The organism is Sulfuritalea sp., from assembly GCF_031426875.1.
Lineage (GTDB): Bacteria > Pseudomonadota > Gammaproteobacteria > Burkholderiales > Rhodocyclaceae > Sulfuritalea.
The window spans coordinates 1-14,251 of record NZ_JASJPC010000029.1; the positions used below are offsets into that span (position 1 = coordinate 1).

The window sequence follows — 14,251 nt, forward strand, 5'->3', positions numbered from 1 at the left end:
AGTATCATCAACAACCAATTGAATCTGTTCGCGATTTAGCCGGACAGCAGTGACCGCAGTTTGTAGCGTAATTTCCGGATGCACAAGTCGCGGCCCCTTTGAGAACATAGTCGAAAGGATTCGGCTTCGATAATTTATTGAAGCCGGATTTTAGCTGCGTTTGCGCCAGTAGTGGGTGGCGAAACTGTCAAAAACTTCAGTGACCTGACGCTTCGATCGACCCTCATGGCTGCCAACGACAATTCAGACATCAGCAATGCGGAGTTCGCGCAGTTTCAGAAGCTGATCTACAAGATCGCCGGGATCAGCCTGGCGGATACGAAAAAGGTGCTGCTGGTGGGCCGCCTCGGTCGGCGTTTGAGGGAATTGAAGCTCTCTTCCTTCGCCGAATATTACCGGCTCGTCGCCAGCGGTAACGCAGCGGAGGAGTTGCAGACCATGGTCGATCTGCTCACCACCAATGAGACCTATTTTTTCCGCGAGGAAGCGCACTTTCAATTCCTGGCCAAGACCATTGCCGCCGACCACCCGCCGTCCAGCCCGTTCAAGGTGTGGAGCGCCGCATCATCCACGGGTGAGGAGATCTACACCATAGCCTTCGTCCTGGCCGAAAATTTCGGACTCGATGCACCCTGGAGCGTCACCGGCTCGGATATTTCCACGACTGTTCTGGGTACTGCGGAGCGAGGCCACTACTTGCTGGACCGCACTCGCGGTCTGCCCGAGAGCTATTTGCGCAAATATTGCCTGAAGGGCGTACGCAGCCAGGAAGGCGGATTCATGATCGCCCCGGAGATAAAGCGTCACACGCGCTTTCTGCAGGTGAATCTGAACCGGGCGCTCCCCGCGCTAGGCAAGTTTCATGTGATCTTCCTGCGCAACGTGATGATCTATTTCGATGCGGAGACCAAACGCCAGGTGGTGGCCCGCCTGGTCGAACAACTTCATCCCGGCGGCTATTTCATCGTCGGCCATGCGGAAAGCCTGCATGGCCTGAGCGACACCCTGCACGCCGTCCAACCCACCATCTACCGGTTGCCGTCCTAGCCGTATGGCCAACAAGATCAAGGTCATGATCGTCGACGATTCGGCCGTGGTGCGCCAAGTCAATCGAGAAACCCTCGAACGCGAGTCGGATATCGAAGTGATCGGCGTTGCTGCCGATCCGCTGTATGCGCTGGACAAGATGAAGCTGCAGTGGCCCGACGTGCTGGTGATCGACATCGAAATGCCGCGCATGGACGGGCTGACCTTCCTGCGCAAGATCATGAGCGAGCGCCCGACGCCGACCATAGTCTGTTCGTCGCTCGCCGAGCAGCGGGCCGGCGCAACCATCGAGGCACTCGCCGCGGGCGCTCTGGCAATCATTGCCAAGCCGAAGCTGGGGGTAAAGCAGTTCCTCCAGGACGCCGGCAACGATCTCGTTGCCGCAGTGCGCGCCGCGGCGCGCGCCAACCTGAGCCACCTCGGCGGCGGCACGGCGCGGCCGTCCGCGGTTTCCCCGGGATTCGCCGCCGATGCGGTGCGGACCGCTCAGGCGGCAAGCGCGCGCGCCATGACCACCACCACCGACCGGGTGGTCGCCATCGGCACCTCGACCGGCGGCACCCAGGCACTGGAAGCCGTGCTGAGCAAATTGCCGAACGTCGGCAGCGGCATACTCATTGTCCAGCATATGCCGGAAAGATTCACCGCGATGTTCGCCGAGCGCCTCAACAGCCTCTGCGCACTCGAAGTACGCGAGGCACAGAATGGCGACCGCGTCGCCCCCGGTCGGGCTCTGATCGCACCCGGCGGCCGCCATATGATGCTGCGGCGCAGTGGCGCCCGCTACTACATCGAAGTGGCGGACGGCCCACCGGTGAATCGCCACAAACCCTCGGTCGATGTGCTGTTCCGTTCCGTCGCGCAAGTCGCCGGACGCAACGCGCTCGGAGTGATCATGACCGGCATGGGCGACGATGGCGCGCGCGGCATGAAGGAAATGCACGATGCCGGGGCGCTGACGATCGCCGAGGATGAATCGAGCTGCGTCGTGTTCGGCATGCCGCGGGAGGCCATCCGCCACGGCGGTGTGGATCGGATCGTGCCGCTCGACCGCATTTCCGCCGAAATCATCGCCTACGGCTGATACCGGATCGCGACGCGAAAAACCCGACCATGCCGCCCACCCACCATGATCCGAAGGACCTCGAACGTTGCGCCCGAAGCATCAACCCGGGCGGCTGGGCGGTCGAGACCGAACGGCCGATCGCCACGTTGCTGGGTTCCTGCGTCGCGGTCTGCCTCTACGATCCAAAACTGCGGCTGGCCGGCATGAACCATTTCCTCCTGCCCAGCCGCACCACCTCGGTCAGCGATGACATCGATGTGATAATGGCCGGCGACTATTCGATGGAAGTGCTGCTCAATACCATGCTGAACAAGGGTGCAGCCAAGCAGCGCATCATCGCCAAGGCCTTTGGCGGCGGCACCATCGTCACCTCGATCCTGATGGCCATCGGCCAACGCAACTCGGAATTCGCCAAGGAATGGCTGGAAAGAGAGGGGATCCCCCTTGCGGCGCAGGATTTCGGTGGCGCCTGGTCGCGCAAGGTGCTGTTCACGCCCGATGGCGGGGACGCTTTCTGTCGCCGTCTGCCGATCAGCCAGCCCGGCGTGCATGAAGTGGTCAAGGCCGAGCGGGATTACGAGCAATCGCTGGCCCGCCCGCTACGCCCGGGTACCGAAAAAAAGATCGAACTGTTCTGACTCCCGCCATGAATCCAGACCAGCATCGATCCCAGTTGCTTCACCAGGCCCCGACACAAAGGTCGGGCATGGACGTGCCGGCGATATTGGAGCAGATCGCCGACGCGGCGAGCCGGGACGAAATGATCTTCCCGACCACGACCGAAATCGCCCTGAAACTGCAGCGGACTCTCGACGACCCGGACTGTTCCGTCGATCAACTCGCCAGGCTGGTCCAGGCCGATCCGCTGCTGGCGGCGCGCGTCGTGGCCGTAGCCAACTCGGTGATCTATAACCGCGCGGGGCGAAGCATTGCTGACGTCAAAAGCGCAGTGGCGCGGATCGGATTCAACACCTTGCGTGTGCTGGCCGCTGCCGTGGTGGTGCGCCAGATGGAAGACATGGCCGGCACTCCCGAGTATCGCCGGATGGCCGTGCGTTTATGGGAGCATACGGCGCACGTTGCGGCGCTGGCCCAGGTCATCGCGCGCCGCTTTACCCACGTCGATCCGGACATGGCGTTTTTTGCCGGCATAATCCATGAAGTGGGCGGCTTCTACCTGATCGCCCGCGCCGGGAACTATCCCGGCCTGTTGGAGGCGGAGCATGGCAGCCTGCTGGCTTGGGACAACGGCGGCGCGGCGCTGGTCGGACGGGCGGTATTGAAGCATCTTGGAGCCCCCGACGCGGTACTGGGGGGGATCGAGGGGATGTGGCAGGGCTACCTGGCGCTGCCACCGCAATCCCTGGCCGACACCCTGCTCCTGGCCGACCAGTTGGCCCCGCTGGAATCGCCGCTTTCCCAACTTGCCGGCACAGGTAGTGAAGGCACCGTAGCCAGTATCGACGTCATGCTCGGCGACCGAACCCTGAGCAGCATCCTTGAAGAATCCGCAATGGAAGTAGACTCCCTGACCAATGCCTTGCGTACCTGAACCGACCGACATGTACCCGATGAATCTTTCGACCACTCGACAATGCAGCAGCCACGAGGACACATCAAATGTTTAGTGCGAAAACCCGTATTCCGCTGATCCATATCGCGGCCGGTTTGCTGATTGCCGCCGGCGGCGCCGGCGTCGTCACCTATGCCGATGGCAAGCTCGGGATGGATGTCGTCCTGATTCTGGCCGCCCTCGGCCTGACGGTGGCGGTCCTGCCTGCGATCTACTTCCAGCGCGACCTCTCCGGACCTATCGACCACCTGCGGCAGGTGATTGCCCAGACCCGCAACGACGGCGATCTGGCGCGTCGCATCGATGTTCCACCGAATTCGGTGATCACGCCCACGGCCGGCGCCTACAACGGTTTGATGGCAACGCTGCAGGGCATCATCACCCGCATACTGTTCGCCTCGACCCAGGTGGCACAGGCGGCGACCCGTCTGAATGTCGAGGCACGGGAAATTGCCGAAGGCTCCGAGCAGCAGATCGAGGTGGCCCGGGAAGCCGCGGCAGGCGTGGCCGACGTGGTGCAGGGAGTCAATCAGGCGGCGGCTCGCGCCGAGGATGCGGCCCGCATTGCGCAACTGGCGCGTGCCGACTCGTCCCGCGGCGCGGCGATCGTGCTCGACGCGTCGAGCGAAATCGGGCGCATTGCGCAATCGGTCGAACAATCTGCCAAGGTCATCGCAGCCCTGGGCGAACGCTCCAGCGAGATATCCGGCATCGTCAAGGTGATCCATGAGATTGCCGACCAGACCAACCTGCTGGCGCTGAATGCGGCGATCGAGGCAGCCCGGGCCGGTGAGCAGGGGCGCGGCTTTGCGGTGGTGGCCGACGAGGTGCGAAAGCTTGCCGAGCGAACCACTGCGGCAACCGGCGAAATCAGCAGCGTGATCGCCGCGATCCAGTCCGAAACCAACAGCGCAATCACCACCATCAAGGCCGGCTCGCTGCAGGCCAAGAACGGCGCGCAACTGGCGCAAAAAGCCGCCGAAGCGCTCGAATCGATCAATCACGGAGCACAGGACACCCTGGACAACGTTTCCGCCATCGCCAGCGCCATGAACGAGCAAAGCCGCCAGGCAGAGGCCATCGCCGGCAACGTCAACCGCATCATCGAGCTGGCCGAGCGCAATGCCGGCAATGCGCGGAGCAACCTCACCGAGTCGACGCAGCTCACCTATCTGGCGGCCAATCTGCAGGAGGCGGGAAAGATTTTCAAGCTCGGCACCGCGGGCGAAGTCGCGATGAGACTTCACGAGCGCATGCCGACCTTGGTGCAAGGCATGGCCAAGGCCGTCGGCCAGGCCTTCGAGGAAGCCGTCAGGCGCGGCCAGATCTCGCTTGACGATCTGTTCAACGCCAACTACGAACCGATACCGAATACCCGCCCGCAGAAATTTCATACCAAGAGCGACGCCTTCTGCGACCGGCTGCTGCCCGCGCTGCAGGAACCGCCGCTGCAACAGATGAAGGAACTGACCTACGCGATTGCCTGCGACCGGCGCGGTTACGTGCCGACGCACAATACGCGCTTCTGCCAGCCGCTTACCGGCGACGACAAAGTCGATATGATCGGCAATCGCACCAAGCGCATCTTCGACGATCCGGTCGGCAAGCGCTGCGGCGACCACGAACTACCCTTCCTGTTGCAGACCTACCGCCGCGATACTGGCGAGATAATGCATGACATGTCGGCCCCGGTGTATGTTCAGGGCCGGCATTGGGGCGGCGTACGCGTGGGTTACCGCACGGAATGAGAAAATACCGCCCCGCCGACGGCCTGCCCATGAATGACTTGAATAGCCAGTCCTGTATCCGCACCACTGAAAGGTTCGAACATGTCTGATCTCCTGAAAAGCATCGATGCGCGCACGCGCCTGGCAGGAACCAACAAGCTGGAAATCCTGCTGTTTTCGCTCGGCCCGGACGCCCGCAGCGGGCGGCACGAGACCTTCGGCATCAATGTCTTCAAGGTGCGCGAAGTCATACGCACGCCGTCGATCACCAGCGCCCCGGAGATGTCGCCCGCCGTCAGGGGCATGGTCAGCCTGCGCGGCGCGCTGGTTCCCGTGGTCGACCTCAGCGACTATGTCGGCATCTCGGCCGAGACGCCGCGCGAGATCATGATCGTTACCGAGTACAACGGCCACACCCAGGGTTTCCTGGTCGAATCGGTGGATACCATCCTGCGCCTCGACTGGGCCCAGATGCGCGTGCCGCCGGAAATGCTGACCAGCGAACTGGGTGGCCTGGTGACCGCCGTCACCGAACTGCCGGATAGCCGTCTGGTCATGCTGCTCGACGTCGAGCGGATTCTGGCGGAGACGGTGAAGCCCGACGACAGCATGCTGTTCGAGAACATTTCCGTGCTTGAACGCGAGGGCCTGACGGTGTTGTACGCCGACGACTCCTCGATCGCGCGCGGGCAGATCCAGCGCACCCTCGATGCCATGGGCGTGCAAGGCATCAGCGCGGTTAACGGCAGGGCTGCCTGGGACGAGCTGCGCCGCATCGCCGATCACGCCGAACGATCCGGCCGGCCGGTCAAGGATCTGCTGCAAGTGATCCTGACCGACATCGAAATGCCCGAGATGGACGGCTACCTGCTGACCCGCAACATCAAGTCGGATCCGCGTTTCAACGGCGTCCCGGTGCTGATGCACTCGTCGCTGTCGTCGATCTCCAACCGGCACCTCGGCCTTGCGGTCGGCGTGGACGAGTACGTTCCGAAATTCGAACCGCACCGCCTCTCCGAGTCCCTCACCCGCCTGCTGCTGGGCAAGGATGCCCCGCCACCGTCCGAATCGGGTTCGGCCCTGGTTTCCCTGGCGCGGACCACCGTGGCGCCTGCGCTGTCCCTGCTCGACAGCGTCGACGCCCGCACCAAGCTGGCCGGTTCCAACCGGATGGAGATCCTGCTGTTCTCGCTCGGCACCCATGAGCTGTTCGGCATCAACGTGTTCAAGGTGCGCGAAGTCGGCGATACGCCCGACATCACCCGCACGCCGAACATGCCGCACGGCGTCGAGGGATTGATCAGCCTGCGCGGCAACGTCATCCCGGTGCTTTCGCTGGCCACGGTCATGCAGCTCAAGGATGCCCCACCCGGGCGCGGGGCATCGATGATGGTGGCGGAGTACAGCAAGCGCAACCTCGGCTTCCTGGTGCATGACGTCGATCGCATCATCCGCGTCGATTGGGAAAAGGTGCGCGCACCCGACGCCGCCACCGGCAGCGCCCACGCCTACATCTCGGCGATCACCGAGCTGCCGGACGGTCGCCTGGTGTCGATCCTCGACGTCGAACAGATCATGTCCAACACCTTCGGCGACAGCGTGGTCGGCCAGATCGATCCGATGGAAGGCGGCGAAGGCCTGAACGTGTTTTTCGTCGATGACTCGGTGGTCGCGCGCAGGAAGATCGCCGAAGTTCTCGACAAGCTCGCCGTCAAGCACAAGTATGCGCACAACGGCATGGAAGCCTGGACTCGCCTGTCGGGCATGGCGGCGCACGCCCAGCAGGCAGGACACGAGGTGCGCGACGAACTGGACCTGATTCTGGTGGATGCCGAAATGCCGGAGATGGACGGCTACGTCCTGACGCGCAACATAAAATCGGACAGGCGCTTTGACGGAATTCCGGTCGTCATGCACTCGTCGCTGTCGTCCGAAGCCAACCATGCCATGGGCAAGAGCGTCGGTGTCGACGCCTACGTGGCCAAATTCGATGCGGAAGCCCTGTCGCACACATTGCGCTCGCAGCTACAGAAGCACGCAACGCACTGAGGAGAAAGCCTGTTATGACGATTGAAAAAGCCAAGCTGAAGTTTCTGGTGGTCGACGATTTCTCGACCATGCGCCGTATCGTGCGCAACCTGTTGAAGGAACTCGGCTTCACCACTGCCGACGAAGCCGAGGACGGCGCGGTCGCCCTGCACAAGCTCAAGAGCGGCGGATTCGATTTCGTCGTCACCGACTGGAACATGCCCAACATGGACGGCCTGGTCCTGCTGCAGTCGATACGTGCCGATCCGGCGCTGAAACACCTGCCGGTGTTGATGATCACCGCCGAGGCCAAGCGCGAAAACATCATCCTCGCCGCACAGGCCGGCGCCTCCGGCTATATCGTCAAGCCGTTCACTGCGGCGACGCTGGGCGAAAAACTCGAAAAGATATTCGAAAAACTGGGATGGGCCGCCTGAGGCAGTTCAAAAAATCAACCGGGGATCGGCACGATGGCAAATTCAATCACACATGACGCAAGCGGCGATTCCGCCGACCTGCAGGCGCTGTTCGACAGCATTGCGGCCGGCGCGCCGCTCACCGCGCCAGGCAACGCACCGGCGCCGCAGCCGGCACAGGCGGCCAACGACTCCGACGAATTGCAGACGCTGTTCGACAGCGTCGCCTGGCCCGACCAGCCGCCGGCCGCCGTGGCGCCAGCACCAACTCTTGCGACGGACTCGCGCGATGCGGTATTCAACAGGCTCGGCCATCTCGCCCGCCAACTGCATGACAGCCTGCACGGGCTGGGCATGGACAAGCTGCTGCAGGACTCGGCGCAGAAGATACCCGATGCCCGCGAACGCCTCGCCTATATCGCGCAGATGACAGAACAGGCGGCCTCGCGCGTACTCAATGCAACCGACATTGCGCGGCCGGTGCAGGACGCACTGATCGACGCCTCCAAGCTGCTTGGCCAACGCTGGCAACGCATGTTCGCCAACCAATTGTCGGTCGATGAATTCAAGGCGCTGGCCGTAGACACCCACGGCTATTTCGCCGAGGCGCCCGAACGGCTCAAGCTGACCAACGATCAGTTGCTGGAAATTATGATGGCCCAGGACTTTCAGGACCTGACCGGCCAGGTCATCAAGAAAGTCGTGACGCTGGTGCAGGACCTGGAAGCCCAGTTGCTGAGCCTGCTGCTGGAGGCCATGCCCCAGGAGCGCAAGGCCGAAACGCCGGAAGGCCTGCTCAACGGCCCGGCGATCGGCGGCGCGGGACGCGCCGACATCGTCAGCAACCAATCGCAGGTCGATGATCTACTTGAAAGTCTGGGTTTCTGAATCGGCTGTCGTCGAGGAGTCGCAAATGAGCAATTTTCAGGGAATGGAAGGGCTGCTGCAGGATTTTCTGGTCGAGGCCGGAGACCTGCTGGCCGGGGTTGATAACAAATTGGTGGACCTTGAGCGGAACCCGGGTGACCACCACCTGCTCAACGAAATATTCCGCGGCTTTCACACCATCAAGGGCGGTGCCGGATTTCTCAATGCGGTCGAACTGGTAACGCTGTGCCATCTGACGGAGAATCTCTTCGATCGCCTGCGCAACAACGAATTGCGCCTCAATGGCGAAATCATGGACGTGATCCTGGCCGCCACGGGATCGGTACGCGACATGTTCGACATGCTGGAGCGCGGCCTACAACCTACTGCCGCCGACGCCATGCTGCTGGCCCGGTTGCAGGCGGCCCTGGCCGGCAAACTGAGTACGGGCGCGCCCAGCGCTGCGCCGCCGCCCGCCCCCGCCAAAGCGCCGCCGGCAGCACCCGCGGGCGGCGCGTCAGGCCCGGACTGGGATTCCCTGTTCACCGCCCTCACCAAGCCTGCAGGAGCCATAGGGACCGCGGCGGAAGCCAATAGCCCGGCCAGCGCGTCGCCCACCCCGCTGTCCCACGACGTCAGCGGCGAGACCCCCGAGCAAATCATTCACGCCGCGCTGGGTCGCCGCAGCACCGACCGGCCCGGTTCGAGCGCTCCCTCCGGGCGCCGCGAAAACGAAAAGACCCGCGACAGTTCGATCCGCGTCGATACGGCGCGGCTCGATCAGGTACTGAATCTTTCGGGCGAAATCGGCCTGACCAAGAATCGCCTGAATGCCTTGCGCTCGCAGATCATCAACGGCCAATCCGACTCGGAGACGCTGCACGCACTGGACCAGGCGGTGAGCCAGCTCGACCTGCTGGTATCCGACATGCAGAACGCGGTGATGAAAACCCGCATGCAACCCATCGGCCGCCTGTTCCAGAAATATCCCCGCATCGCCCGCGATCTGGCCCGCAACCTGGGCAAGGATGTCGAACTGGAACTGGTGGGCGAGGAGACGGAAATCGACAAGACGATGATCGAGGATCTATCCGACCCGATCATCCACCTGATCCGCAACGCGGTCGATCACGGCGTCGAGTCGCCCGAAGAACGCCGGGCTGCCGGCAAGCCGGAAAAATCCCAGGTACGGCTTGAGGCACGTCAGGAGGGCGATCACATCGTCATCATGATCGCCGACGACGGACGCGGCATGCATGCCGAACGCCTGCGCGCCAAAGCGCTGGAAAAAGGCCTGATCACCGACGAGGAAGCCAACACCCTGGACGAACGGCAGAGCTTCAACCTGATCCTGCTGCCGGGCTTCTCGACCAAGGACGCCGTCTCGGATGTCTCGGGACGCGGCGTCGGCATGGACGTGGTCAAGACCAACATCCAGAAACTCAAGGGCCGCATCGACATCAAATCGACGCCCGGCCGCGGCTCGACCTTCGTCATCTCGCTGCCGCTGACACTGGCGATATTGCCGGTATTGCTGGTACAACTGGGCGAACAGCCTTTCGCCGTACCGCTGTCGATGGTGCGCGAGATCATGCCGATCCAGCCGTCGGCGGTACAGGAAGTCGGCGGCTGCGCCACCATGGTGGTGCGCGGCACGGTGCTGCCCATGTATCCGCTGAATTCCCTGCTCGGCTGGCCTTCCGAGCAGGTGCCCACCTACGGTGTGCTGATGCAGACCGCCGAGCACGCGTTCATTCTCGCCATCGACGGTTTCATGGGGCGCGAGGATGCGGTGATCAAGTCGCTCGACGACTTCCGGCCCAAGGGAGTCGCCGGCGTCACCACCCTCTCGAATGGCAAGATCGTGCTGATCCTGGACATGAAGGAATTGTTCCAGATGACCGGCGAGGCGCGCGGGGTACCGCGTTCGGCCTTCATGCAGGCCATCGCCCAGGTCGCCTGAGCCGCCTGTGACAGCCTATGGCAGCCGCGATGCAGAACCGCGCCGCATGCGGCGGCAGCTGGCCTGATCCGGCGACAGCGCTTTTGCGATGCCCGCTGCTTCGACAGCCTGCGACCTGGACCGCGACGATCCGGCCCGGATTGCGGAACGATGGCTGGCAGGGCTGGCGGCGTCATCGTTGGTGGCCGTCCTGCGCGACGAGGAGTTGCCACGGCAGCCGATCGCGACGCTTGCCGCGTTTGCGACCGTGGCCTTGCAGGCGGGGCGCACGCTGCTGATTCTGGTACCCGACGACGATCCGCTGCCGGAACTTTCCAACGCACTCGACATTGCCCTGCGCCCCCTCTGCCTGGTCCTGCCGGCCGCGGACTTCGCTGCCCGCATTGCGCTGCGTGCCACGCTGTCGCTGCTCGGCAGCCGCCTGGCACGCGACACGGAAGCCACCCAGGGTGCGGCGTGGGTGCGCCAGCGCCAGCATATCGCCGACCACGCCGAACTGTGGCAGCAGGCCCGGGCATGGGCCGCGCAGAATGATCGCAGCGATTGTCCCGTCCCGGTCGCCAAGCTGTTTCCGGTTCGCATCCTGCCGCTCGGCGCCTTCCGCAGCCTGCAGCAGCAGGCGGCCGACATCACCCTGCTCTATCGCTGCCATGCCCCGGCGGAACTGGTCGCGCCCAGCGGTCGCATGCTGCGCGTCGGCCAATGCGCCGAGGCGCGCGGCGGCCACGCGCTCGCGGCAAACGATGAAACCGCGCGGCTGATCCTCGAACGCGAACAACTTACGCGCGACATCGGCGACCTGGAACTCGAACTGGCGACGGTCCAGGCCGAAGTGGCGGAATTCATGCGCTACTACTACGAACGGGTCGGCCAGCGCATGGCGCAACGCGACGCGCTGCAGGCGCGGCTCGCCGCCGAGGAAGCCGCACGTGCGCCCCAAGACATCGGCATCGGCGCCGCAGCCCGGCAATGGCAACAGCAGGCCGAACAGTCGGCGCGCGAAACCGATCGATTTGCCGAAGCGGCGGCCGAAGAAGCTCCCGTGTTCCGCCCCGGCAACGACATCAAGCGCCTGTTCCGCCAGATCGCGCAGCAGATTCACCCTGACCGCGCCGGCGACGAGGCCGACCGGGCGTGGCGCACGCGACTGATGAGCGAGGCCAACCGGGCCTATCGCCACGGCGACGTCGGCGCGCTGCACGAAGTCGCCGCCCTCTGGGCCGAGGGCAACGCGGCGACCGCGCCGGACCCATCGGCCGCGGGCAGCGTCCGCCATGTTGCCCTCCTCGGCCAACAGGTGGCATGCCTGCGCGTGCGGCTGGGCGAGATCGAACGCGAGCTGCACCGCCTGTTCGGCTCGCGCCTGTACGAGCTCTTTATCGCCAACCGCCAGGCGCAACGCCAGGGGCGCGATCTGCTCGGCGAAATGGCCGCCCAGCTCGACGCATCGATCGCCGAGCTGAAGCGCAGTTGCGGCGCCGGTGCCGCCTGATCGCCGGCAGCTTGCCGCTGGATCGATCGCGAAGCACCGCACAGCGCTTCCGCTATCCGGCGCCCCCCAGTTGCAGCAACAGTGCCCGAGCCTCGGCATGACCCAGTCCCGCCGCACTGCGCAGCCATTTCACCGCCTGGCGTGAACTGCGCCTGACACCCTCGCCACGCTGATAGGCGAGCCCAAGCTCGAAACAGGCTCCCGCCTCGTCCTGCAAGGCGGCACGCCGCAACCAGGACACCCCGCGCTGCGCATCGCGCTCGACGCCCTCGCCGTGCAGCAGGCAGTAGCCGCAGCTGTACATGGCATAGGCATCCTCATGCTGCACCGCCGCCTGCTGGTACCAGTGAAATGCCTCGACCGGCCTGCGCGCCACGCCCTGGCCGAAATACAACAGGTCGCCAAGGATCAGTTTTGCATCGGGCAGCGCTGCGGCCCGGCGGTACCAGTCCACCGCCGCGGCGGCATCGGCCGCCACCCCAGTACCGTGGCGCAGACACTCGGCCAGCATGAAGGCGGCGCGCCGGTGTCCGCGTGTCGCGGCCCGGCGCAAGCAGCTTACGGCAACGGCCAGGGTCGGATCCGTCGCGGCGGTGGCCGACTCCAGCAGTTCGCGCCCGCGTCCATACCAATAGCGCACCAGTTCGCCCCTGGCCTGCGGCCATCCTCCCTGCATCGCCGCCAGCAACAAAGCCTCGCCGCGGTCGGCTTCGATCTCGCCGCCGATCCCCAGCAACAGGCAACGCCCGTGTTCGGCCATGCCATGCGCGTCGCCGCAGGCCGCCGCCTGGCGATAGGCGCGGCGCGCCGTCACGGGATCGACCGCCGTACCTTCGCCGCGCTCGTGGCATTCGCCGAGCCAGACCCAAGCCGCAGCGTCGCCCAGATCCGCGGCCGCGCGATACCAAGTCAATGCCGTGGCCTTGTCCTCCGCGATGCCGTCGCCCCAGCGATAGGCGTGAGCAATCTTGAGATGCGCCCGGACGTGCCCGTGCTGCGCCGCAGCCCGCCACCAGCGCAGTGCCGCACCAAGGTCGCGACCGGCCGCACCGATGCCGTAGGCATGACACTCGCCCAGTTCGAACTCGGCTTCGCGGCTGCCCCGCTCCGCGGCTCGGCCGTACCATTCCAACGCGGAATCCGGATTGCGGGCAATGCCGATGCCGAAGCAGGCCGATTGCCCGAGCAGAAACATCGCTCCCGCCACGCCCTGGTCGGCGGCTGCCCGAAAATGCACCACCGCGGCGGCGGGATCGGCGGCAATGCCCTCGCCGACATACAGGCACATGCCGAGGCAGAAGCTCGCGCTGGCGATGCCGTCTGCGGCCGCCGCATGCCACAGGCGCAACGCCTCCTCGCGATTCTGCGCCACGCCGCGGCCGAAGAAATGGCAGCGCGCCAGCAGGTCGCGCGACGCCGCATGCCCATGTCCGGCGGCACGCCGCAGCCAGTGCTCGGCGCGTGCGAAGTCAGGCGTGGCGCCGACGCCGACGCCTATGCCGAAATAATGCATGCGCCCGAGCCAATACAGGGCCAGGATCACCTCGCTTTCCGCGGCACGGGTGAACAGGCGCTGCGCCTCGACGTCATCGCGCGGCAACCCCCAGCCGTGATGCAGCAGCCAGGCCAGCACGGCAAGTCCCGACGGGCAATCCGCCTCCGCGCTTTGCAGTGCCCAGTGCGCCGCCGCCGCCGGATCCTTCTGCTCGCGATCACCGTTGACATGGCGCCAGGCCAGTTCGGCCCGGGCACCGGCATTGCCGCCGGCTGCCATGCGGCGCAATTCGAGGGGCGCAAGCTGAGCCCAGAATTCCTCCGGACGCCCCAGCAATTCGAGCCCTTGCGCCGCGCCGCGCTCGACCAGTGCGCTATCCAGCGCGCCGCGGAAAAATCCCAGCAGCGCCGCGGATGGCAGGGGAACCAGGGACTGCTTCATGCCCTGCGGAATTGTCGAATCATGCCAGGCAGGCTAACGCAAGCAGTGCCCGGCGAAAGCGACGATCAATAGCCGAGTTGATCGCATGCTCGCTGATTGCGGCCGGCGTTCCCAGCAGTTCGGCTGGCGTCAGCCG

The 14,251-nt window shown here is 64.7% G+C and carries 11 protein-coding genes and 1 pseudogene; 11 read left to right on the forward strand and 1 reads right to left on the reverse strand.

The features are described 5' to 3' along the window. Positions 1-225 precede the first annotated feature (225 nt). From RMO95_RS13840 to RMO95_RS13890, 11 genes and pseudogenes are all read left to right on the forward strand, one after another. The gene (locus RMO95_RS13840; protein ID WP_310451225.1) at positions 226-1,047 is read left to right on the forward strand and encodes a protein-glutamate O-methyltransferase CheR; all 822 of its coding nucleotides are present in this window, start codon (positions 226-228) and stop codon (positions 1,045-1,047) included. Between the two features lie 4 nt (positions 1,048-1,051). Next, positions 1,052-2,131, forward strand: coding sequence for a chemotaxis response regulator protein-glutamate methylesterase (locus tag RMO95_RS13845; protein WP_310451226.1), 1,080 nt, complete (start codon positions 1,052-1,054; stop codon positions 2,129-2,131). A gap of 29 nt (positions 2,132-2,160) precedes the next feature. Next, the gene (locus tag RMO95_RS13850; protein ID WP_310451227.1) at positions 2,161-2,751 is read left to right on the forward strand and encodes a chemotaxis protein CheD; all 591 of its coding nucleotides are present in this window, start codon (positions 2,161-2,163) and stop codon (positions 2,749-2,751) included. A gap of 8 nt (positions 2,752-2,759) precedes the next feature. After that, complete coding sequence (locus RMO95_RS13855) at positions 2,760-3,665, forward strand: HDOD domain-containing protein (protein WP_310451228.1); 906 nt, start codon at positions 2,760-2,762, stop codon at positions 3,663-3,665. Positions 3,666-3,733: 68 nt separating this feature from the next. After that, a complete protein-coding gene (locus RMO95_RS13860) occupies positions 3,734-5,434 on the forward strand; it encodes a methyl-accepting chemotaxis protein (RefSeq protein ID WP_310451229.1) in 1,701 nt (566 codons plus the stop codon). An 81-nt stretch (positions 5,435-5,515) separates the two neighbouring features. Further along, positions 5,516-6,451, forward strand: a pseudogene (locus tag RMO95_RS13865) (chemotaxis protein); the annotation flags it as partial. A gap of 132 nt (positions 6,452-6,583) precedes the next feature. Then, positions 6,584-7,462 carry a chemotaxis protein gene (locus RMO95_RS13870; RefSeq protein WP_310451291.1) on the forward strand — a complete coding sequence of 293 codons (879 nt, stop codon included), beginning with the start codon at positions 6,584-6,586 and terminating at the stop codon, positions 7,460-7,462. Between the two features lie 14 nt (positions 7,463-7,476). After that, positions 7,477-7,878 carry a chemotaxis response regulator CheY gene (cheY, locus tag RMO95_RS13875; RefSeq protein ID WP_310451230.1) on the forward strand — a complete coding sequence of 134 codons (402 nt, stop codon included), beginning with the start codon at positions 7,477-7,479 and terminating at the stop codon, positions 7,876-7,878. A 33-nt stretch (positions 7,879-7,911) separates the two neighbouring features. Continuing rightward, positions 7,912-8,745, forward strand: a complete 834-nt coding sequence (gene cheZ, locus RMO95_RS13880) for a protein phosphatase CheZ (protein ID WP_310451231.1) — start codon at positions 7,912-7,914, stop codon at positions 8,743-8,745. Positions 8,746-8,770: 25 nt separating this feature from the next. After that, positions 8,771-10,687, forward strand: a complete 1,917-nt coding sequence (locus RMO95_RS13885; protein ID WP_310451232.1) for a chemotaxis protein CheA — start codon at positions 8,771-8,773, stop codon at positions 10,685-10,687. 88 nt (positions 10,688-10,775) lie between these two features. Beyond that, positions 10,776-12,179, forward strand: a complete 1,404-nt coding sequence (locus RMO95_RS13890) for a J domain-containing protein (RefSeq protein WP_310451233.1) — start codon at positions 10,776-10,778, stop codon at positions 12,177-12,179. Positions 12,180-12,231: 52 nt separating this feature from the next. Here the strand turns inward: RMO95_RS13890 and RMO95_RS13895 are convergent, their stop codons facing one another. Then, positions 12,232-14,115, reverse strand: a complete 1,884-nt coding sequence (locus RMO95_RS13895; protein ID WP_310451234.1) for a tetratricopeptide repeat protein — start codon at positions 14,113-14,115, stop codon at positions 12,232-12,234. Positions 14,116-14,251 lie beyond the last annotated feature (136 nt).